Raw genomic sequence first — 21,155 nt, forward strand, 5'->3', positions numbered from 1 at the left:
ATGAGGACGACCTCGCAGAACTGGATGACCACCATGTCCGCGACGCTGCGCAGCATCGTCACTCCCACCGCTATCGTCCGTCTCGTCCTCGGCTGGGGCACCGTCGTCGCCCTCCCGTTCCTCGCCGAGGCGCTCGCCCCGCCGGCCCCGGCCCCCGTGCTCATCACCGCCCTCGTCGTCATCGTCGGCGTGATCCTCACCTGCGCCTTCGGCGTCGTCCACGAAGCCGAGCACCTCGCCCACCGCCTCGGCGACCCCTACGGTTCCCTCGTCCTCACGCTCTCGATCGTCCTCATCGAGGTCATCCTCATCGCAGCCGTCCTGCTCGGTCCCGGCGATCATGCGACGATCGCGCGCGATTCCGTCATGGCCGTGTCGATGATCATCCTCGGGGCCGTCGTCGGGCTCTGCCTCCTCATCGGCGGCCTGCGCCACGGGGACCTCGCGCACAACCGGACGGGGACCTCGACGTACCTCGGGCTCATCGTCGTCCTCTCCGCGCTCGCGTTCGGGCTGCCGACTGTCATCGGATCCAACGGCAGCTACCTGCCGTGGCAGGAGATCCCGATCATCGTCCTCACCCTCGGCCTCTACGCGTTCTTCCTCACCCGGCAGATGGGGGCACAGGCCGACGACTTCCGTGAGGTCGATCCCCGCCTCGCCGAGGCGGCCGCCCGTTCGACCGAACTCACCGATGCCCTCGCTCCCGCGCACTCCGTCGCGGGGTGTGCCGGCGCCGTGGAATCCGACGCGACACCATCCGACGACATCGTCGCAGCCGAGCCGGCGGCCACCCCTGCAGCTCATCCGAATGGCGCCGCCCCACCGCTTCCAGCCGACACTCCAACGGTCCGCCCGGGCATCGTCGCGACCCTCTCGGCCCACCGGGTCGAGATCCTCGCGCGCCTCGGCCTCCTCGTCGTCACGGTGCTACCGATCGTCCTCCTCTCCCATGACATGGCAGCCCTCCTCGATGACGGGCTCGGCCGCCTCGGCGCCCCGACGGCTCTGTCGGGCATCGTCATCGCGATGATCGTCTTCCTCCCTGAGACGATCACCGCGATCCGCGCCGCCTGGCAGGGCGAGGTCCAGCGGGTGAGCAACCTCTGCCACGGGGCCCTCGTCTCCACGGTCGGTCTGACGATCCCCGTCGTCCTCGTCATCGGGATGCTCACCGGACAGCAGATCGTCCTCGCCGAGGAGCCCGCGAACCTCCTGCTCCTGTCTGTCATCATCGTGCTCTCGGTGACGACGTTCGCCGCGAAGAGGGTCACCGCCGTCCACGGCGCAGCCCTCCTCGTCGTCTTCGCCGTCTACGGGATCGCGGTGTTCGCGTAGACGAGGCTTTAGCAGGCAAGGTCCGCGTCAACGAGGCTTGCCCAGGCGAGGTCCGCCTCGTCGGCAGCCCGCTTGTGTCAGGAGCCGAACCGGTCTGCGCGTGTCAGGGGTTCGTGGCATGGTGGATAGACATCTGTCGCCGCGAGAGGAGGTCGTCGATGCGCCACGATGCCGAACGGGAGCGCACTCATGCGCTCCTCGACTCCGCTCCCGTGCCCGGACACTGGGAGGCGGTGCTCGCCGACCTGCGCGCCTCTCCCCTGACCTCCTTGTCGGATGCCGACATCCTCGCCGAGGCGACCGGCCTCCTCATCGTCGCCCCCACCGCCGAGGTGGTCGAGGCCTGCTTCGGAGACGTCCTCGCCGCTTTCGAGGAGCCCGTAGGCACTACCGATGGCGGTGACGGTTCTGGCGACGCGGCCGCGGGCCCGTCGGCCTTCACCCGCGTCGTCACTCCCGACTCATTTGTTCCCTCAGACGTCCCCGCGGGGACGTGGGTCTTCCTTCCTCACCGCAGCGACGGATGGGAGGAAATCGAAGCCGCCTCGGCGATGGTGCACCGTGCGCTCGTCGAGGAGAACGCCGGCCGCGACCGGGAGGCGACGATCACCGTCATCGAGTACGGGGTCAACCTGTGGCTGTGGGCCGAGCCGCCGTCTCACGGCGGGGACCCGGTCTGCCACGCCGGCGAGCTCATCAGCTGGGAGGGCGCGTGGGCGCTCGACGAGCGCAACCCTGTGCACCCGCCACAGAACATGACCTCCACCTCGGCGAGCCGTGCCGCCGGGAGGTCCGACCGAGCCTACGCGCGGCCTCCGATCTTCTTCGGCCTGCCCCGGGTGCTCCACGATAGGCGCAGGGCCGACTGAGGACCTCACGAAGCTCCGCGCGGCTCGAGAATGCGCTGACCGTGCCACCCGCGATCGCACCCTCCGCCTCCTCACGCGATCGCGACGACCGTCCCGGCGACGACGAGGAGGATGAGGTAGCCCCACGCGTGGACGAGGTCGGGGATCCGTGGCACACGCCTGCGCAGAAGCACGATGATCGGAATCGCCCCGAGGAGGAGAGCGGCCGCCGATCGCACGTCGACGGTCCCGAGGCAGCCGGGCGCCTCGACCTGCCCGTGCGCGGTGAGCGTGATGATCACCGCCGGGGTCATGATGATGAGCGTGAGCGGGTTCGCCAGGGTCGTCGCCACCGTCATCGTCGCTCCCGAGCGCCGCGTCATCGGCACGGTCATCACACTGCCTCCCACCCCGAGGAACGAGGCGAGCCCGCCGATCGGCACACCCCACACCGGTGAGATGCCGCGACCGCCCTCACCCGCCTCGGCGTCGGTCCCGGGTCTCCTCCGGAAGAATCCCGGGCGCAGCACGATGTCGACGGCCGTGACGGCGACGTAGACGACAAAGCCCCACTTAAGCAGCATCTCGGGGGCGTACCGCGCGGCGAGTGCGCCGAGTCCCCCACCGAGCGCGAGGAGACCGAAGAGCCACCCCCTGCCGGTCAGGTGACCCAGTGTCTCCCGCCTCGTCGAGACGGTGGCGACGAGGGCGCCGACGAGCATGACGAGCGCCGAGGTGGCCGCGGCCACGCGCGCGGTGTCGGCACCGAGGTCGGCGTCGACGACTGTGATGATCGGCACGGTGACGAACCCGCCGCCGAAGCCGAAGAGCACGGTCGTCAGGCCGACGAGCACCCCGACGAGCACGAGCACCGCGAAGTCCATCACCCCATCACACCGCACGCGCGCCCGGCGGACAAGGCCTGTGCCACGGCCGTCGCTCCCGAGGGGACCTCTCCCCGGCGAGCGGACCAGCCCGGCGCGGTCCCCTCACACCGGAGCGGTCCCCTCGAGGTGCTGCCGAAGTCGACCGGACCACAGGGGGTCTTGACTCCCGGTCGTAGGCTGAGGGTATGGAGTTCAGATATCTCGGCAACAGCGGTTTCAAGATCTCGGAGATCACCTACGGCAACTGGCTCACCCATGGTTCCCAGGTCGAGAACGACATCGCGACCAAGTGCGTCCATGCCGCGCTCGACGCCGGCATCTCGACCTTCGACACCGCCGACGTCTACGCGAACACGGCAGCCGAGCAGGTCCTCGGCGACGCGCTGGCCGGCCAGCGTCGCGAGTCGCTCGAGATCTTCACGAAGGTCTACTTCCCCACCGGCCCCAAGGGCCACAACGACACCGGGCTGTCCCGCAAGCACATCATGGAGTCGATCGACGGGTCGCTCACCAGGCTCGGCACCGACTACGTCGACCTCTACCAGGCCCACCGGTACGACTACGAGACGCCGCTCGAGGAGACGATGCAGGCCTTCGCCGACATCGTCCGGGCGGGCAAGGCGCTCTACATCGGAGTGAGCGAATGGAACGCCGATCAGCTGCGGGCCGCACACTATCTGGCCCGCGACCTGGGGATCCAGCTTATCTCGAACCAGCCGCAGTACAACATGCTCTGGCGGGTCATCGAGGAGCGGGTGGTGCCGACGTCGAAGGAGCTCGGCATCTCCCAGATCGTGTGGTCGCCGATCGCGCAGGGCGTGCTCACCGGCAAGTACAAGGTCGGGCAGCCGGCCCCGGCGGGCTCTAGGGCGACCGATGAGAAGGGCGGGGCCGACATGATCTCCCGCTACATGAACGACGAGACGCTCACCGCGGTCGCGAAGCTCGAGCCGATCGCCACAGATCTCGGACTGACGATGGGGCAGCTCGCGATCGCGTGGGTGCTCGCCAACGACAACGTCGCCACGGCGCTGGTCGGGGCGTCACGTCCCGAGCAGGTGGAGTCGAATGCGGCGGCGGCCGGGGTCAGGCTTGACGCCGAGGTGCTCGCCCGCATCGATGAGGCCCTCGGCGATCTTCCCGAGACCGATCCCGCGAAGACCCAGTCCCCGCCCACCCGCATCGTCTGATCGCAATCCCTCGCCGAGGCGGCTCTGCCGGGCCGTCAGTACGGAAGTCCCGTGAACCGGTCGATCCTCGGGTGCTTCGGCTTGACCGGTTCGACGATGCGGGAGGTCGCACACGCGGTGAGGATACCGGCTGGCAGGCCGAAGACGAGCAGGAACAGCACCGCAGGTCCATCTACGCCTGTGAATCTCCACGAGCCGCCGCTAGACCAGAGCAAGAAGGCGACGACGGAAGCGATAGCTGATGCGTACCCGAGCCCGAAGCAGAAGAGCACCGCGCTCCATCGGTGCCGCAGTCTGGGCACGACGAGGCGCACGACGATGTCGGCCGGTATGCCCATGAAGAAGCCGAAGGTGGCTCCGATCCCAACGAGCCAAGCGACCATGACGATGCTGCCGAGCGACTCGGCCCCGTACAAGATGGCGACAGAGAGTCCGATCGTCCCGCCGATCCCCGCGGTGAGGAGCACGAACCACCAGATCGGGAGCCGCTTACGGAATACCGAAGTCATACCGACACTCTCTCACGGCCACAGCCGAGCTCCCGAGCCCGCGAGTCAGCGCCCCCGAGGGGGATCCGAGTCGAAGAACGGCCAGATCTCGAACCGGATCCTCCTCGCAGAGCCACGCTCCACGCACTACAGGCTCGCGGAGCCGCGCCACCGGTACTGCAGGCTCGCCGACTGTGCGCACCCGCGCCCTGGGCAGGCACATCGCTTGAGCAGACCGGCCTACTTGTAGAAGCCCTCGCGAAGGTTGATGCCGTACTCGACCCACGCCTTGAGCGCGGCGAGCATGCCGGTCCAGCCCATCGAGTTGCCGAAGGCGCCCTCGGCTCCCCCGACGGTCGTCTTCCACGCCTGCTCGGTGATCGTCACCAGGGTCCGGGTCCCGTCGTCGACGGGAGTGAACTCGAAGGTCGTCTCCGTCTTCGGCGCGGTCGTGTGCCCGTTGCCCTCCCACGCGATGACGATCCGCTCATCGGGCACGGCCTCGATGACGTCGACGGGGAAGCGGCCCGGAAAGTCCGCGAAGTCCCAGCTCACCTCGACTCCCGTCTCGAGGCGCCCGCGGGCGCCGCCCGTCGTGAAGTACTTCGAGAGCTGCTCAGGATCGGCGACGGCCTCATAGGTTTCGTGCGGCGTCTTCGAGATGTACCCGGTGACGGTGAAGGAGAGCTCCTCCAGCTGCGCACTCTTGTCGTTCTGCTCATCATTCATGTGATATTTTTATCACATGTCGAGTGAGAAGGGAACAGGTGCGCAGTCGGAAGGTTACGGCTCGGACGCCGATGCCCGCGACGACGCCGTGTTCAAGGCGCTCGCGAACGCCACCCGCCGCCGCATCCTCGACCTCCTCCGAGCAGAACCGATGACGACAGGCGCCGTCGCCGAGGCGTTCCCCGAACTCGACCGCACCACCGTGCTCCAGCACATCCGCGTCCTCGAACGCGCCGAACTGCTCACCGGCCGCAGGGTCGGCAAGACGCGCGTGCTCGCGCTCGCACCGCTGCCGATCAAGCGCATCCACGACCGCTGGATCGGCGACTACGCACGGGCGGCCGTCGACATGCTCGCGATGCTCGACGATGAGGGGACCGCGACCAGCCCCGACTGAGACTGCCCGGCTCGGCCGAGCACGGCGGTCATGCTCGGGGTCGCTCAACTGATCGGTCAGGCACCGCCGTCCTCGCGCGCTGGCCGATCGCAGCACCCGCGGTCAGCGGCTCGTTCGACGGTTCACCGCGAGCCACGAGACGAGACCGGCGAGGACGAGCACTCCCGTGCACAGCAGGAACGTCGCCGTGTCCCCGAGGTAGGTGAACCCGAGTCCCCCGGTGACGCCGGCGATGCCGAGGCCGATGTCGAAGCTCATGTTCCATGCGACGCTCGCCCGCCCAGGTGTCCGGGCGGTGATGAAGGCCATGACGAGGCTCGCCGACTGCAGGGTGCCGAGCCCGAGGCCGACGATCGCCATCGCGATCCCGAGCACGACTCCCGCCCCGCTGACCGCGGTGACGGTGAGCCCGATGGCGGCCATCCCGACGCCGAGGAGGCTCAGGCCCAGCGGTGAGCGCGCATCGGCGACGGCGCCGGCGGCGAACCTGCCGATGACCGAGCACACCTGCATGATGAGGATGTAGACCGCAGGATGGGCGACGTCGCGGCCCGGCCCGAACCCGACGATGAGGCCGAAGGTGATCATGCCGACGAGGAACGGGGCGAGCATGATGAGGAGACGCAGCGCCCCGCGCTCGCGCGACGACGTCGACGAGCCGACGGCCTCCGCGCTGCCGGTTGCCTCCGCGCTGCCGGTTGCCTCCGCGCTGCCGGTTGCCTCCGCGCTGCCGGTTGCCTCCGCGCTGCCGGTTGCCTCCGCGCTGCCGGTTGCCTCGGCGTCCCGGGCCGCCTCCGCAAGCGCGGCCGCGTCGGGCTCGGTGCCCTCGGCGCGCGGCACCGCCCCGGGGCCCGACGAACTGCCACCGCGGCGACGATCATCGTGCGGTTCGTCGCCGCGCAGACCCTGCCCGTGCGGCCCGCCCCGATCGACCTCGTCACCGGGCACCGCCTCGGCGGGTGGGGAGGGGTAAGTGCGCCCGGGCAGGAACCGCACGAGCGTCGGCACCGCAAGCAGAAGCGTCCCGCACGCGATGAGCCGGAACGACCGCTCGGGAACGACGCCGATGAGCCACAGCCCGACCGGTGCCCCGATGGCCGCGGCGAGCGAGGTCACCCCGCCGAAGATCCCCAGCGCCCGACCGAGCCTGTCCGCCGACACGGTCCCCGGCACCGCGGCATTGGCGAGGACGACGAAGAGCCCGAAGCCCATGCCCCCGCTGATCCCGGCGAGGACGAGACTGAGCAGAGGAGGACCGACGACGAGCCCGAGCACCTGACCGAGCAGCTGCAGACCGAGGGCGACGAGGAGGGCCGCCCGCATCCCGAGCCGCTCCCCCAGCCTCGGGGCGAACGGCTGGACGGCGATGACGCCGACCATCATCGTTGTCAGCGCCGCCCCGCCGGTGACGGTCGAGAGGCCGTCGGCGACGCCGATCGAGACCATCGTCGAATAGCTGAGGAAGAACCCGGAGAATCCGAACATCGCCGACCACACCAACCCCAACAGCGCGGGGGTCAGGGTGCGAGCGTCATCGGATCGGAGTGCCATAGTCGGACCTTACCGCCCATCCTCGCCGAGGCGGCCCCACGTCTCACATCGCCCGAGGTCAAGTGCCCTTCCGCGCATGCTCAGAGGCCTCCCGCCCGTGGTCAGGAGCGCTCCCGTCCGTGGTCGATCCCGGATCCGCTGCCGTTCACCGAGGGGCCCTCGACGTTCTGTAGAATCGCGGCATGACCTCGTCGCAGCATCCCGAGAACGCGTCCTCCGGCCTCATCGACACAGGTTTCGTCCTCCGCTTCGAACCGCTCTACGAACTCTCCGACCTCGAAGCCGAGATCTTCGACGACATCGCCCCGAAGGTCGTGCGCAGGGAGGGCTACAAGCGCAAGAACTTCCTCAAGGTCGTCGAATGGAAGGCCGTGGCCGTGCTGCCGACCGCCCAAGAGCTCTCCGGCGACGACATTGACTATGTCACCGGGGTCGCCCTCGACGACGACACCCCGAACCATCTGCGCCTGCCCTTCCTCAAGGTCCTGCCCGGGGTCGGCAATCCCCTCGCCAGCGCCCTGCTCACCGTCTTCGACCCGAAGAAGTACTCGATCCTCGACTCCCGCGCCGTCGGGGTCCTCCACGGCCACGGTCTCCTCGAGACCCCCAACCCGAGCAGGGTCGACTACACGGCTTACCGGAAGCTCATGAAGTCCCTCGCCAAAGGGGCGAACTGCGCCCCGCTCGACCTCTACCGGGCTCTCATCGCCTACTCCCGCCAGCCGCAGGGCTGATAGGAGCGCAGGATTGACACGGCTGGCCGACGGCACGGGCCAGCGCACGATTCGAGGCGCGGCTGGCCGACGGCACGGAACACTGCAGGGCCCGAGGCGCGCTCAGAGGACGCCCTGCTCGGCGAGCGCCGGGACGACGCGATCACGAGTGAGCGGGGCGAACTGCCGCTCGGCGGTGTCGGCGGGCATCGGATCGTAGGGGAACCAGCCTGCCGCAGCGATCTCCGCCTGATGGCTGATCTCGTCGATGCTCAGCCCAACCGGAAGACCCTCGTAGCGGAACACATCGCCGATGACCCGGTGATCGGCTTCGTTCGCAGCCGCTGCGGTGAACGTGCCCACGGGGATGAGCCTCTCCGGGTCGAGGTCGAGCCCGAGCTCCTCGGCGATCTCCCGGATGATCGTCGCCTCAGGGCTCTCGCCGGTCTCGGGCTTGCCGCCGGGGAGCATGAACGACGTGGTACCGGTCTTGCGCACCATGAGGATCTCGGGTCGTTCGGGATGGGTGAGAACGAGGGCGCTGACGCGGATGTCCTTCATCGGTTCCTTTCGGGCTCAGGTGGTGCGGGCTTCGTCGCGGGGTTCGGCACGGTCGCGGGCGGGCGAGGTTTCGGCACGGCCGCGGGCTGGCCGGGTTCGGGCAGGGTCGCGGGCGACCCGAGCGCAGGATTGTCAGTTCGGCCAGACCCCGGAGGCACCTCGGCGGTGGGAGCCGATGAGGTGCGTGTCCACCATACCGATGGCCTCCATGAGGGCGTACATCGTCGTCGGTCCGACGAAGCGGAATCCCCGATTCTTCAGCGCCTTCGACAGGGCCACGGACTCCGGTGCGGTGGTCGGCACCTCGGCGACCGTCGCCGGCCGGGGAGTGTCCTCGGGCTGGAAGCCCCAGATGAAGTCGACGATCCCGCCGTCGGCGCGCAGGTCGACGATCGCCCGCGCATTGCCGATGCACGCCTCGATCTTCCCGCGGTGGCGGATGATGCCGGGGTCGGTGAGCAGCGCTTCGATCTCGGTCTCGCCGAAGCCGGCGACCGCCTCGGCGTCGAAGCCTGCGAACACCTCACGGAAACGCTCACGTTTGCGCAGAATCGTCAGCCATGAGAGCCCCGCCTGGAAGCCCTCGAGGCTGAGCCGCTCGAAGAGCCCGGACTCGTCACGGACCGGCAGACCCCATTCGGTGTCGTAGTACGTCAGCAGCAGCGGATCGCCGTAGGCCCACGGGGTGCGGGCGAGGCCGTCCTCGCCGACGACGGGACCGCCACGAGTCGCAGTGCCGTCCACAGCAGTGTCATCCACACTTGCGCCTCCGCCGGAGGCCGCGCCTTCGCCGTCAGTCGTCGTGGTCGCCGAACGCTCCGCCATCCTCAGTCCAGTCCCCTCAGTCCGTTCCGCCGGTGATGTTCTCCTGCATCTGGAGGAACTCGACGTGGCGTTCGTACTTGTCGAGGACGTCGTCGATGAGCTGGTCCTTCGTGTAGCCCATGATGTCGTAGCCCTGACCGGCACCGCCGTCGAGGTAGACCTCCATCCGGTAGTAGTCTTCGGTTCCGCGCGGCACCCGACCGCCGAACGAGGGCACGCTGACCTTGTGCGGCCACACCTGGTAGCGGAACGGGTACTGCCCCTCACCGTCGACTTCGAGTTCGACGAGGTCGCCCTCGTCGTCGAAGCGTCCCTCGTTGTCGACGCGACCGCAGCGGGCGGAGATTCCCCGCTCCCGCATCTCGGCCGCGATCTCGCCGAGGGTGGGGATGAGCACGGTCTGCTCGTAGTCGCGGACCTTGCTGCCGCTGGGGAACGCGAGGACGCGGGAGAGCTGCTTCTTCCACGTCTCGTGTCCGCGGGTCGACCGGCGGGCGAGCGAACCGGAGAGGCTCTGCTCGACGCTGTCGACGCGGTTGCCCTCGACCCGCAGCGCCTTGTAGAGGCCGATCATGACGAGGATGATGACGAAGGCGAACGGCAGGCCCATGATCACCGTCGCGCTCTGCAGGGCGCCGATGCCGCCGACGATGAGCATCGCGACGGTGAGCGCGCCGGTGAGCACGGCCCAGAAGATCCGCAGACTCGCCCGCCCGTCGTCCTGCGGGGTGGGCAGGAACGAGGAGAGGTTGGCCATGACCAGGGCAGCGGAGTCCGCTGAGGTGACGTAGAAGAGCAGCGCCGTCATCGTCGCGAGCGCAGCGATGACGATGAACGCCGGATACTGGGCGAGGAGTTCGTAGAAGCCGCCCTCCGGGTTGAGCATCGTCTGCTCCCCGAACTCGCGGTTGCCGCCGCGGATGATGTCGAGAGCGGAGTTCCCGTAGATCGAGATCCACATGAAGATGTAGATGAACGGGATCGTCAGGGTGCCGATGACGAACTGACGGATCGTGCGTCCGCGCGAGATGCGGGCGAGGAAGAGGCCGACGAACGACGCCCAGGCGATCCACCAGGCCCAGAAGAACAGGGTCCAGTCGGTCATCCATGTTCCCGTGTCCTCGAAGGCGAAGGTCTGCCCGACCATGTTCGGGAAGAGGCGGACGAAGTCGGCGACATTGAGGACGAAGGCATTGAGGAGGAACTTCGTGTTCCCGGCCACGAGCACCCAGATGCTCAGCGCGATCGCGGCGAAGACGTTGAGCAGGGAGAGGAACTTGATGCCCTTGTCGACGCCGGAGACCGCCGAGAGTGTCGCGACGCCGACACCGACGACGACGATGGCGACCTGCGCGGCGGTGCTCACGGGCAGACCGAAGATGACGCCCAGGCCAACGTTGACCATGACGACGCCGATGCCGAGCGAGGTCGCCACGCCGAAGATCGTCCCGAGGAGGGCGGCGAAGTCGACGGTGTCGCCGAGGGCGCCCTGGACGCGCTTGCCGAAGATCGGGGCGAGTGCCGAGCGGATCGCCAGGGGCATGTTCATCCGGTAGGCGAAGTACGCGAGGGCGATGCCCATGAGTGCGTAGAGCCCCCAACCGCTGAGCCCGTAGTGGAAGAGCGTCCACACGGTGGCCTCACGGGCCGCATCGACGGTCTCGGATTCCGTGCTCGGCGGCTGGAGGTACTGCGTGACGGGTTCGGCGACGGCGAAGAACATGAGGTCGGTGCTGATGCCGGCGGCGAAGAGCATCGCCGCCCACGGCAGCAGGCCGAACTCCGGCTTCGAGTGTTCGGGGCCGAGCTTCGTCGAGCCGTAGCGGGAGGCGGCGAGGTAGATGACGAAGACGAGGACGACGGCGACGAGGAGGACGTAGAACCAGCCGAACCAGTCCGAGGTCCACCCGACGACGGCACCGAGGACCGCCTGCGCGTTGGCCGGGGCGAAGAACGCCCAGACGGTGATGGCCAGGGTGCCGACCGCCGCCGAGATGAAGACGCGCTTGTTCACGGGCGGCAGCCGCTTCGCCCTGCCCTTCGCGTCGTCCGTGGATTGCTGCGTCTGTGCTGACATCTGCTCGCTCCCTCGTCCGGCGCTGGAGCGCCCCGACATGTCGTTGATCTCAGTGCTCTGGCCCATCGAAGCACCCTGACCGGGCGCTGGGGTGGGAACCGCCTGCGTCTTCGTGGGCACCCAACGATGCAGGCTACCATATCGTAGTTTTCAGTAGCCCTCCCTGCCGTGACGCGCCTGAGTCCGCTCGGAGCCGCAGCGGAGTCTCAGAGGGAGACGAGGAGGAGGGCGAGCGCCATGACGACTCCCGACCCGAGGAACGTGATGAATGTGTAGCCGAGGATGTCGCGCATCTTCAGCCCGGCGATCGCGAGCACCGGCAGCGCCCAGAACGGCTGGAGCATGTTCGTCCACTGATCGCCGTAGGACACGGCCATGATCGCGATCGACGGATCGACGCCGAGCTGGTTGGCCGCGTCGAGCATGATCGGGCCCTGGACGGCGAACTGTCCCCCGCCGGAGGGGACGAAGAAGTTGACGAGCCCGGCCGAGAGCAGGGCGAGGACGCCGAAGGAGACGGGGGTGGCGATCGAGACGAATGCATCGGAGAAGACGGCGATGAGTCCGGTTCCGCTCATGATGCCGAGGATGCCGGCGTAGAGCGGGAACTGGAGGAGGATCTCTCCGACGTTCGAGGCCGCGTTCTTCGTCAGGTGGATGAGTTCGAAGGGGTTCTTCACCAGCAGGAGGATGAGCGCGAGGAACGACCAGTTGACGATGTCGAGGGTGAGTCCGCCGCCCTGGGCGAAGTGGACGACGAGATAGGCGACGAGGGCGAGACCGAGGACGAGGGTGAGGACGCGGGAGGCGTCGATCCGGTCGGCGGGGGTGAGCACCTCCTCGGCGAAGGAGGACCGGGTCGTCGGATCGACGGCCTCGGGCATCTCGAAGACCGTGGCCCCGCCTTTGGGGGCGATGAGATAGAAGAGGAGGCTGCAGACGATGAGGACGCCGAGGATGGCGAGCAGGTTCCAGGTGGAGAAGATCGTCTCGCTCACCGGCACGATCTCCCCGCCGAGGGATTCGGCGAGGAACGAGTCCGGGGTCGCCGCGGTGAGCGGACCCGACCCGGAGTAGCCCATGTGCCACACGACCATGCCCGAGTAGCCGGCGGCGACGAGGAGCGGGAAGTGGACCCTGATGCCGCGCTGCCTGGCCTGCACGGCGACCTCACGGGCGAGCAGCGCGCCGACGACGAGGCCGAGGCCCCACGTGATGAGGCTGGCGATCGCCGCGACGAGGAAGACGAAGACGTAGGCGAACGCCGGACTGCCGGGCACCTGGGCGAGGCGGGAGAGCAGCGCCTGGACGGGGCCGGTGTTCGCGAGGATGTGGCCGAGGAGGAGGATGAGGCACATCTGGGTCATGAACTCGAGGAGACCCGAGAGGCCCACACCCCAGCTGGTGACGACCTCGAGCGGACTCGCCCCGGTGAGGACGAAGGCGAGGACGGCGACGATGAGGGTGAGGACGATGGCGAAGGTGAGAGCCGAGGGGATCCACCGTTCGAGGAACCGGTTGATCGGGCGCATCACCCCTGAGGAGGCGGCGGCGTTGATCTGCGACGACGGAGTGGGGGCCGGCATGGGAACCTCCTGCTGGGAAAGTGCTGTGCGTCACATCAGGATACAGTGAGGGCGTCGTCCGCGGTTGCGGACGACGCCCCCTTGTGGCCGAGTCTGAGTGGCCGGGTCTGAGTGGCCGGATGCCGGTGGTCAGCTGTCCTTCTGGAAGACGAGCTGCTTGTTGACGAACTCGTCCATCGCCAGGGGGCCGAGCTCACGGCCGACGCCGGAGCGCTTGACGCCGCCGAAGGGCAGGTATTCGCGGGATCCCTCGGGCGAGTTGATGAAGACCATGCCGGAGTCGATCTGCGCCCCGACCCGCTCGGCGCGCTCGACGTCGCCGGAGAAGACCGCGGCGCCGAGGCCGAACGGGGTGTCGTTGGCGAGCTCGACCGCCTCCTCCTCGCTGCCGACCCGGAAGACGATGACGGCGGGGCCGAAGAGCTCCTCGTAGTAGCCGCGCATGCCCTTCTCGACGTCGGCGAGGACGACGGGTTCGACGTAGGCTCCACCCCCGTCGTACTTCTTCCCGCCGGCGAGCAGGGTCGCGCCCTGGCTGACGGTGTCCTGGACCTGCTCGATGAATCTGTCGGCGGCGGCGACCGAGGACAGCGGGGACAGGCGCGAGCCCTCCTCCCCGGGCACCTCCGGGGTGGCCTTCTTCGCCGCCTCGGTGATCGAGGTGAGGAACTCATCGTAGACGTCGTCCATGACGATCATCCGCTTCGGCGAGTTGCAGGCCTGGCCCGTATTGCCCATGCGCGTGTTGAAGAACGTCTTCGCGCTCTTCGCGACATCGGCGGTGTCGAGGAGGATGTAGGGGTCGGAGCCGCCGAGTTCGAGGACGACCTTCTTGAGGTTCTTCCCCGCCTCGGCGGCCACCGCGGCACCGGCCCTCTCCGACCCGGTCAGGGACACACCCTGGTTGCGGGGGTCGGGGAGGATGATGTCGGCGACCTGCTCGTTGCTCGCGTAGATGTTGATGTACGCGCCCTCGGGCAGACCCGCCTCACGGAAGATCTCCTCCATGATCTGCGCCGAGCGCGGACACTGCGGGGCGTGCTTGAGGAGGATCGTGTTCCCGAGCGCGAGGTTCGGGGCGGCGAAGCGGGCGACCTGGTAGTAGGGGAAGTTCCACGGCATGATGCCGAGCAGGGAGCCCACGGGCTTGCGCCGGATCCACGCGGTCCCATCCTCGGGTCCGCGCAGCGGTTCGTCGGCCATGAACGCCTCGGCGTTGTCGGCGAAGTACCGGTAGATGTTCGAGCTCAGGGCCACCTCGCCCTTGCCCTCGGGCACCGCCTTGCCCATCTCGAGCTTGATCACCTCGGCGAGCTCCTCGGCGCGGTCGGCGTAGATGTCGGCGACCCGGGTGAGCAGTGCGGCACGCTCGGCGACCGGGGTCCGGCTCCACTCCGCGAACGCCGTCGACGACCGGTCGAGGGCGGCGAGGATCTCCGCATCGGAGGCGGTGGGGAACTCTTCGACGACCTCACCGGTCGCCGGGTCGGTCACACGGTAGATGGTGGACATGACTCTCCTCGTCTCTGCTGTCAGCCTGTTCTCCTCTCACGCTATGGCCGATCCCCTGCCGCGGCAATTCCCGCACCCTCCCAATTCCCTGACCCTTCTGCTCTTCCCACACGGCGCGCGACTGCTAGGTTGTGGTCATGACTGCAGTGAGAGAACTCGTCGAGCGCTACTACACGACCGTCGACGCCGGCGATCCCGTCGCCACCGCGGCACTCTTCGCCGCCGATGCCAGCTACGACCGCCCCGGCTATCCGACGATGGTCGGCCAGGCGATCACGGACTTCTACCTCGGGGAGCGGGTCATCGAATCCGGGGCCCACGAGCTCGGCGAGATCCTCGTCGAAGGCGCGCATGCCGCCAGTCGCGGGGTCTTCGCCGGGCGCCTCAAGGACGGATCGGAGACCCGGGTCGGATTCGCCGACTTCTTCCGCTTCGACGAGCAGGGGCTCATCAGCACACGGACGACGTACTTCTACCAGGCCGCCGTCTGAGGCTCACTCCTCCTGGCCGCGCGCAGTGAGCACGGCGCGTTGGATGCGGTCGCGTTCGGCCGCGTCCTCTGTGCTCGGGCTCGTCCCGTAGGCGTCCTCGACCTGCCCGAACACCTCCTCCAGCGCCTCGTCCCCGAGTTCGAGCGGCAACGGTTCGAGACCGGTGAGGGAGGGACCGATGTGGGCCATGAATCCGCGGATCCCCGCCTCTCCCCCGCCGAGGTGCATGCCAGCGAACTGCCCCACCGCCGCCCACCGCAGCCCGAGTGAGTTCCGCATCACCGCATCGAGTTCGCCCGCCGTGACGACCCCGTTCTCGACGAGGGCGATCGCCTCCTTCATCAGCGCAGCCTGCAGACGGTTGCCGACGAAGCCCGGCACCTCGCGGCGCAGCACCACCGGCTCCCGCCCGCAGCTGCGGTAGAACCCGACGGTACGGGCGACCGTGTCCGCGCTCGTGGTCGGCGCGGGAACGACCTCGACGAGCGGCATGAGGTGGGGCGGGTTGAAGGGGTGGCCGACGATGACCCGGGCGGCCGCCTCGGCGGGGAGATCGCCTGCGAGGTGCGAAGCGGGGATCGTCGACGACGAGGTCGCGAAGACCGCCGTCGACGGCGCCGCCTCGGCGAGGCGGGCGAAGAGCCGGGGCTTCTCCTCCGGGTCCTCGGGTCCGGACTCCTGGACGAATCCCGCCGAGGCGACCGCCGCCTCGAGCGAATCCGCGGCCTCGACGGAGCCGGTCCGTCGCCGCTCGGCGGCGATGCCCGACCCGACGAGGTCGGGGTCAGCGGAGCCGGCGTCGGCGGCTTCGGCGCGGGCATCGGTCGCGACCTCGGCACGGACGCCGGCGACCACCTCGGCGAGGTCGCCCCGCGGATCCCACACGGTCACGTCGTATCCGGAGACGGCGAAGAGGCGAGCGAAGGAGCGGCCGATGGTGCCGGCCCCGATGACGGCGACGGAGGGCTGAGGATCAGTCATGGGATCAGGCTATACCTGCCCACGAGCCTGCGGCGGGGACGAAAAATCGCCTCGCCGGCGGCTGTGACCGGGACGTTCGGTGGCACAATGTCACCATGACAGCGCGCGCAGGACTGAGAACGGTCGACTCGGAGATCATCGCCCTCGCCGAGGACGAGTCCACGGCCGCTGCCGAGGCCGCAGGCGTCGTCGTCCGGGAGCTGCACACGGCGGCCGAGGCCGCCGAGGCCTCCCTCCTCCTCGACGAGGTGTGGAACGTCGACAAGACGGGCACGAACATCCTCGAACCCGGCCTCATCGTCGCCTTCGCCCACGCCGGCAACTACGTCTCCGCCGCGTACAGCGCCGATGACCCCGACGAGATGATCGGGGTGACGATCGGGTTCTTCGGACAGCCGCTGGGCACGGTCATGCACTCCCACATCGCCGGGGTCCGCCACGAGCACGTCGGGCACGGCGCGGGGTCGGCGATGAAGCTCCACCAGCGCCTGTGGTGCCTGCGCCTGGGCATCACGGAGATGACGTGGACCTTCGATCCGCTCATCGCCCGCAACGCCTACTTCAACTTCCAGCGCCTCGGTGTGAGCATGGTCGAATACCTCGAGGACTTCTACGGGCAGATGCGCGACGGCCTCAACGAAGGTCAGGCGAGCGACCGGATGATGGTCTCGTGGCCGCTCGACCGGCCCGCGAGGGTGCCCGCCGTCGCCGCCGACACCGCGTTCGCGTGCCTGCGCGCCGACGAGTCCGGCGAACCGCTCGTCTCCGAGGTCCCGCGGGAGGCCGCCGTCGTCTCCCTCGACTTCCCCTCGGACATCGAGAGCCTCCGCCGCCATGACGCCGAGCTCGCCGCCCGCTGGCGTCTTGCCCTGCGCGAATCGCTCACCGCGCTCATCGCCGACGGCTGGGTCGTCGACACGTGCCTCAAAGGCGGGACGTACCTCCTCCACCACCCGTGAGAGCCGGGGCGTCGGTGCGGCAGCACCGCCCGTGACGTCGCAGCGTCCGTGACGCCGCACCCGTGAGCCCGACGTCCGTGACGCCCGCCTGCGCGTTCACCTCCGCGACACCTTCGCGCACTTGACTGGGCGCAGGCAGTTCACCGGAGGACGAGGAGCAGCGATGAGCGACCGAGAGGTGAGCAGGCGGCACCCGGGCACCGTCGGCGAGGTCTTCCGCATCTTCCTCCGCCTCGGGCTGACCTCCTTCGGCGGTCCCGTCGCCCACCTCGGGTACTTCCGTGAGGCGTTCGTCGCCCGCCGGAAATGGCTCGACGACGATGCCTACGCCGATCTCGTCGCCCTCTGCCAGTTCCTCCCCGGACCCGCCTCGAGCCAGGTGGGCATGGCCATCGGCCTGCAGCGCGCCGGCTACGGGGGTCTGCTCGCCGCCTGGTTCGCCTTCACCCTGCCCTCGGCCGTGCTCCTCGTCGCCTTCGCCTACGGCTTCGACGCGCTCGGGGATGCGCTCGGCACCGGCTGGCTCGCAGGGGTCAAGGCTGCCGCCGTCGCCATCGTCGCCGGCGCAGTGCTCGGCATGGCGAAGTCGCTCACCCCCGATGCCCGGCGCGCGACGATCGCCGGGCTCGCAGCGATCATCGTCCTCCTCATCCCGTCACCGGCGATCCAGCTCCTCGCGATCGCCGTCGGCGCAGCACTCGGGCTCGCATGGGTGCGCACCCCGGAGACCGCGGGTCCGGCGTCGCAGCCCTCCCCCGCCGAGGCGGACGCTGCCGGGGCCTCGTCTGGCGACTCCTCGTCCTCCGCTGCCACCGCCGACGCCGCCCCCACCGGGTTCCGGGTCCCGGTCTCCCGCCGCGCCGGGGCCGCGGCGCTCACCGTCTGCGCCGCGCTCCTTCTCGTCCTTCCCGCACTCTCCGCCCTCACCGGTGATCCGGCAGTGCGCTTGGCCGAGATCTTCTCGCGGGCGGGAGCGCTCGTCTTCGGCGGCGGGCACGTCGTCCTCCCCCTCCTCGAGACCGAAACGGTGCGGACCGGACTCGTCGACCACGACACGTTCCTCGCCGGCTACGGTGCCGCTCAGGCCGTTCCCGGCCCGCTCTTCACCTTCGCCGCGTTCCTCGGAGCCTCGACGACCTCGGGTCCTTCAGGCATCCTCGGGGCGAGCATCGCCCTCATCGCGATCTTCCTGCCTGCGGCGCTGCTGACGATCGGTGCGCTGCCCTTCTGGCAGCGTCTCCACTCCTCGGTCCACGCCAGGCGGGCCCTCCTCGGGGTCAACGCCGCCGTCGTCGGTCTCCTCGGGGCCGCACTCTTCGATCCCGTCTTCATCGAGGGCGTGACCTCACCGGCGACCCTGGCGATCGCGATCGCCGCGTTCATCGCGCTCACCCGCTGGAACGTGCCCGCATGGGCGGTCGTCCTCACCGCCGCCCTCATCGGGTGGATCGCCCTGTGAGCCCCAGCCTCTGCGGTGCGGTTCCCGGCCGCCTCACCGCCGCACCCGGGCTGCTCAGGCCCGGGTGAGGTCGAGGGCGAACTCGACGACGCCTGCGTCCTCGACGGAGACGAATCCGAGGTCGGGAGCGGTGACACCGTGGTCCTGCCAGGTGACGTCGATCGCCCCGACCACGCGCAGGCCGGCAACAGTGCGGGTCACGGTGCCCTGGGCGGTCGTCTCCCGGCTCTGTCCATTGATGTCGAGGGTTCCGGGGATCTCGATCTCCGCGGTTCCGGAGTCGGCGAGCGCGGTGAGGTCGACCGCCTCGGCGACGGTGAAGGTCGCCTCCGGATTCGCCGAGGTGTCGATCGCCCGGGAGGTGAAGTAGCCGTCCCGGCGGGAGCTGTCGGTGGTCACGGTGCGCAGGTCGACGATGACCGTGCCCGCAGTGAGCTCGGAGCCGTCGATCGTCACCTCTCCGGTGACGTCGTCGGTGCGCCCGACGACGGTGACGTCCTCACCGTTGAGGACCTCGTCGACGCGGTAGCCGGCCTCCGAACCCTCGCTGATCGACCACTGTCCGGCGATCGCGTCGGCCGAGCCCGAGGACTGCCCGGGGGTGGTCGCCTCGGCGACGTCCTCGCTGAGGAACTCCTCGGGAGCGGCGGCGTTCTGCGAGGAGACGTACATCCGTGTGGCGACGATCGCGGCGACGGTCGCGAGGACGGCGGCGATCGCGATGATCCACACGAGCGGGCGGGCGAAGAACGGGCGGGAATTCGTCATGAGTCGATGGTACAAAGTTCAACTACACCTGCGGAACCCTTTCCGTCCTGCCGAATCCCTGGACAGTCCCCGTCCGAATGCGGAGAATCCCTGAGGATGACTCCTCAGGGATTCTCCGGCTGCGGAGCGCGCCTACGCCTCGGCGCCCTCCCATTCCTTCCGGAGCAGCTTCTTGTCCAGCTTGCCCACCGAGGTGCGCGGGAGCTCGTCGGTGACGATGATCTCGTCGGGCAGCTGCCACTTCGCGAACCGGTCGCCGAGGACCTCGACGATCTTCTCCCGGGTCACCTCGGCGCCGTCTTCGGCGACGACATAGGCGACGGGGCGCTCCTGCCACTTCTCGTCGGGGACGCCGATGACGGCGGCCTCCTTGACGCTCGTGCAGTCGAGGATCGCGTTCTCCATGTCGATCGAGGAGATCCACTCGCCACCGGACTTGATGACGTCCTTGAGGCGGTCGGTGAGCTTGAGGTAGCCGTTGGGGTAGATGACCCCGACGTCGCCCGAACGCCACCAGCCGTCGAGGAACCGCTCGGAGTTGTCCGGCAGCTGGAAGTAGGACTCGGTGACCCACGGGCCGCGCATGAGGACCTCGCCCATCGACTTCCCGTCACGCGGCAGCTCCTCACCGGTGGGGTCGACGACCTTGACCTCGACGCCGATGATCGGCAGCCCCTGGAAGCGCTTGAAGTCCCAGCGCTCCTCTTCGTCCATGTCGAGGCCCGGTTTGATGTGCCAGTTCGTCGTCGCCAATGGGGTCGTCTCGGTGGCGCCGTAGCCGTGGATGACATCGGCCCCGGTGATCTCCTTGAACCCGCGCATCATCGACAGCGGCGGCTCTGAGGAGCCGGAGACGAGGCGGACGCCTGAGAGGTCCGGCGGCTGCGGCATGTCCTTCATCATCGCGAGCATCGGGGCGAAGATCGCCGGCGCGCCGTTGGCCAGCGTCACCTTCTCCTCGATGAAGGCCCGGGCGATCGCTCCGAACTCCTCGGCGGCGAACTTGCCCGGCAGGACGAGCTTCGCCCCGGCGGCGACGGCGTTCTGCGGGAAGCCCCACGAGAGGACGTGGAACATCGGGGTGATCGGCATGACCGTGTCGTTGAACGTCGCGCCGAGGGCCGCGAGGCCGCCGATCGTGTGGAGGTAGATCGACCGGTGCGAGTAGTACACGCCCTTGGGTCGCCCGGTCGTGCCGGTCGTGTAGCCGGCGTACGCGGCGGTCTTCTCATCGACGACGGGCCAGTCGTAGGTCTCGGGCTTGTCCTTGATGAGGTCCTCGTAGAAGACGACGTTGTCCAGACTCGTCTCGATCTCGCTCGCGGGCTTGTCGGTCATGACGACCCAGCCCTTGACGTCGAGCTTCGGGGCGAGCTTCTCCGCCACGGGCAGGAGGGTCTCGTCGACGAAGATCCAATCGGACTTCGAGTGGCTGACGACGTAGGCGAGGTCCTCGGGTGCGAGGCGGAGGTTGAGCTGGAGCATCGTCGCGGCCAGGCCGGGGACGGCGAAGTAGAGTTCGAAGTGGCGGCGGGAGTTCCAGTCGAGGACGCCGACCATGGAGCCGGCACCGACGCCGAGTTCGCTCAGGCCGTGGGCGAGTTGGGCCATGCGCCGGAATTCCTCGGCGTAGTCCGACCGTCCCCACGAGCCGTCGGAACGGCGGTAGACGACTTCCTGTTCGCCGAAGACCGTGGCTGCATGGCGGATCATCGAAGTGGTGTTGAGCTGGTAGCTGTCGCCGAGGGTCGACGGGATGCCAGTGAGCATGAGACTCCTTTGTTCGTTCACTCGT

Annotated in this window: 20 protein-coding genes; 8 read left to right on the top strand and 12 right to left on the bottom strand. The window is 68.8% G+C overall.

Annotated elements, in window-relative coordinates; all coding sequences use genetic code 11:
• The first annotated feature begins 33 nt into the window (after positions 1–33).
• Both ACQ1RG_RS00955 and ACQ1RG_RS00960 read left to right on the top strand, forming a co-directional pair.
• Positions 34–1,338 carry a calcium:proton antiporter gene (locus ACQ1RG_RS00955; RefSeq protein WP_201672074.1) on the top strand — a complete coding sequence of 435 codons (1,305 nt, stop codon included), beginning with the start codon at positions 34–36 and terminating at the stop codon, positions 1,336–1,338.
• Between the two features lie 158 nt (positions 1,339–1,496).
• Positions 1,497–2,207: a hypothetical protein gene (locus ACQ1RG_RS00960; protein WP_201671968.1), complete on the top strand. Its 711-nt coding sequence runs from the start codon at positions 1,497–1,499 to the stop codon at positions 2,205–2,207.
• A 71-nt stretch (positions 2,208–2,278) separates the two neighbouring features.
• Here ACQ1RG_RS00960 and ACQ1RG_RS00965 read toward each other — a convergent pair whose 3' ends face one another.
• Positions 2,279–3,070 carry a sulfite exporter TauE/SafE family protein gene (locus tag ACQ1RG_RS00965; protein WP_201671967.1) on the bottom strand — a complete coding sequence of 264 codons (792 nt, stop codon included), beginning with the start codon at positions 3,068–3,070 and terminating at the stop codon, positions 2,279–2,281.
• 188 nt (positions 3,071–3,258) lie between these two features.
• Here ACQ1RG_RS00965 and ACQ1RG_RS00970 point away from each other — a divergent pair, with 188 nt between their 5' ends.
• A complete protein-coding gene (locus tag ACQ1RG_RS00970) occupies positions 3,259–4,263 on the top strand; it encodes an aldo/keto reductase family protein (RefSeq protein WP_197932051.1) in 1,005 nt (334 codons plus the stop codon).
• 35 nt (positions 4,264–4,298) lie between these two features.
• On the opposite strand, the gene ACQ1RG_RS00975 is transcribed toward ACQ1RG_RS00970, so the two are convergent.
• Together ACQ1RG_RS00975 and ACQ1RG_RS00980 are read right to left on the bottom strand one after the other, a co-directional pair.
• A complete protein-coding gene (locus ACQ1RG_RS00975; protein ID WP_430600426.1) occupies positions 4,299–4,730 on the bottom strand; it encodes a hypothetical protein in 432 nt (143 codons plus the stop codon).
• A gap of 261 nt (positions 4,731–4,991) precedes the next feature.
• Positions 4,992–5,480, bottom strand: coding sequence for an SRPBCC domain-containing protein (locus ACQ1RG_RS00980; RefSeq protein WP_119296738.1), 489 nt, complete (start codon positions 5,478–5,480; stop codon positions 4,992–4,994).
• 16 nt (positions 5,481–5,496) lie between these two features.
• Here ACQ1RG_RS00980 and ACQ1RG_RS00985 point away from each other — a divergent pair, with 16 nt between their 5' ends.
• Entirely contained in the window at positions 5,497–5,877 is a 381-nt protein-coding gene (locus ACQ1RG_RS00985) for an ArsR/SmtB family transcription factor (protein WP_179952593.1), read from the top strand.
• Between the two features lie 102 nt (positions 5,878–5,979).
• Here the strand turns inward: ACQ1RG_RS00985 and ACQ1RG_RS00990 are convergent, their stop codons facing one another.
• On the bottom strand, positions 5,980–7,428 hold the full coding sequence (locus tag ACQ1RG_RS00990) for an MFS transporter (protein ID WP_131247980.1): 1,449 nt from the start codon (positions 7,426–7,428) through the stop codon (positions 5,980–5,982).
• Between the two features lie 182 nt (positions 7,429–7,610).
• Between ACQ1RG_RS00990 and ACQ1RG_RS00995 the strand changes: the two genes are divergently transcribed.
• Positions 7,611–8,162, top strand: coding sequence for a hypothetical protein (locus tag ACQ1RG_RS00995; protein WP_009376380.1), 552 nt, complete (start codon positions 7,611–7,613; stop codon positions 8,160–8,162).
• 102 nt (positions 8,163–8,264) lie between these two features.
• Here the strand turns inward: ACQ1RG_RS00995 and ACQ1RG_RS01000 are convergent, their stop codons facing one another.
• From ACQ1RG_RS01000 to ACQ1RG_RS01020, 5 genes are all read right to left on the bottom strand, one after another.
• Positions 8,265–8,702 (bottom strand): NUDIX hydrolase, encoded by a 438-nt coding sequence (locus ACQ1RG_RS01000; protein WP_009376381.1) that lies wholly within the window; start codon positions 8,700–8,702, stop codon positions 8,265–8,267.
• 132 nt (positions 8,703–8,834) lie between these two features.
• The gene (locus ACQ1RG_RS01005; RefSeq protein WP_063248876.1) at positions 8,835–9,446 is read right to left on the bottom strand and encodes a DNA-3-methyladenine glycosylase I; all 612 of its coding nucleotides are present in this window, start codon (positions 9,444–9,446) and stop codon (positions 8,835–8,837) included.
• 97 nt (positions 9,447–9,543) lie between these two features.
• A complete protein-coding gene (gene betT / locus ACQ1RG_RS01010; RefSeq protein ID WP_063248920.1) occupies positions 9,544–11,604 on the bottom strand; it encodes a choline BCCT transporter BetT in 2,061 nt (686 codons plus the stop codon).
• A gap of 206 nt (positions 11,605–11,810) precedes the next feature.
• A complete protein-coding gene (locus ACQ1RG_RS01015; protein WP_009376384.1) occupies positions 11,811–13,190 on the bottom strand; it encodes a short-chain fatty acid transporter in 1,380 nt (459 codons plus the stop codon).
• Positions 13,191–13,319: 129 nt separating this feature from the next.
• Complete coding sequence (locus tag ACQ1RG_RS01020; RefSeq protein ID WP_009376385.1) at positions 13,320–14,702, bottom strand: NAD-dependent succinate-semialdehyde dehydrogenase; 1,383 nt, start codon at positions 14,700–14,702, stop codon at positions 13,320–13,322.
• Between the two features lie 137 nt (positions 14,703–14,839).
• On the opposite strand from ACQ1RG_RS01020, the gene ACQ1RG_RS01025 reads away from it, so the two are divergent.
• Complete coding sequence (locus ACQ1RG_RS01025) at positions 14,840–15,193, top strand: nuclear transport factor 2 family protein (RefSeq protein WP_009376386.1); 354 nt, start codon at positions 14,840–14,842, stop codon at positions 15,191–15,193.
• Between the two features lie 3 nt (positions 15,194–15,196).
• Here the strand turns inward: ACQ1RG_RS01025 and ACQ1RG_RS01030 are convergent, their stop codons facing one another.
• Entirely contained in the window at positions 15,197–16,174 is a 978-nt protein-coding gene (locus ACQ1RG_RS01030) for a 3-hydroxyacyl-CoA dehydrogenase NAD-binding domain-containing protein (protein ID WP_009376387.1), read from the bottom strand.
• 95 nt (positions 16,175–16,269) lie between these two features.
• On the opposite strand from ACQ1RG_RS01030, the gene ACQ1RG_RS01035 reads away from it, so the two are divergent.
• Both ACQ1RG_RS01035 and chrA read left to right on the top strand, forming a co-directional pair.
• Complete coding sequence (locus tag ACQ1RG_RS01035; RefSeq protein ID WP_009376388.1) at positions 16,270–17,133, top strand: oxygenase MpaB family protein; 864 nt, start codon at positions 16,270–16,272, stop codon at positions 17,131–17,133.
• Between the two features lie 163 nt (positions 17,134–17,296).
• The gene (gene chrA, locus ACQ1RG_RS01040) at positions 17,297–18,592 is read left to right on the top strand and encodes a chromate efflux transporter (RefSeq protein ID WP_009376389.1); all 1,296 of its coding nucleotides are present in this window, start codon (positions 17,297–17,299) and stop codon (positions 18,590–18,592) included.
• Positions 18,593–18,646: 54 nt separating this feature from the next.
• Here the strand turns inward: chrA and ACQ1RG_RS01045 are convergent, their stop codons facing one another.
• Both ACQ1RG_RS01045 and ACQ1RG_RS01050 read right to left on the bottom strand, forming a co-directional pair.
• Positions 18,647–19,360: a YceI family protein gene (locus ACQ1RG_RS01045; RefSeq protein ID WP_009376390.1), complete on the bottom strand. Its 714-nt coding sequence runs from the start codon at positions 19,358–19,360 to the stop codon at positions 18,647–18,649.
• 132 nt (positions 19,361–19,492) lie between these two features.
• A complete protein-coding gene (locus ACQ1RG_RS01050; protein WP_009376391.1) occupies positions 19,493–21,130 on the bottom strand; it encodes a long-chain-fatty-acid--CoA ligase in 1,638 nt (545 codons plus the stop codon).
• Positions 21,131–21,155: the final 25 nt, after the last annotated feature.

The organism is Brevibacterium sp. K72, assembly GCF_050562175.1.
In the GTDB taxonomy this organism is placed as follows: domain Bacteria; phylum Actinomycetota; class Actinomycetes; order Actinomycetales; family Brevibacteriaceae; genus Brevibacterium; species Brevibacterium casei.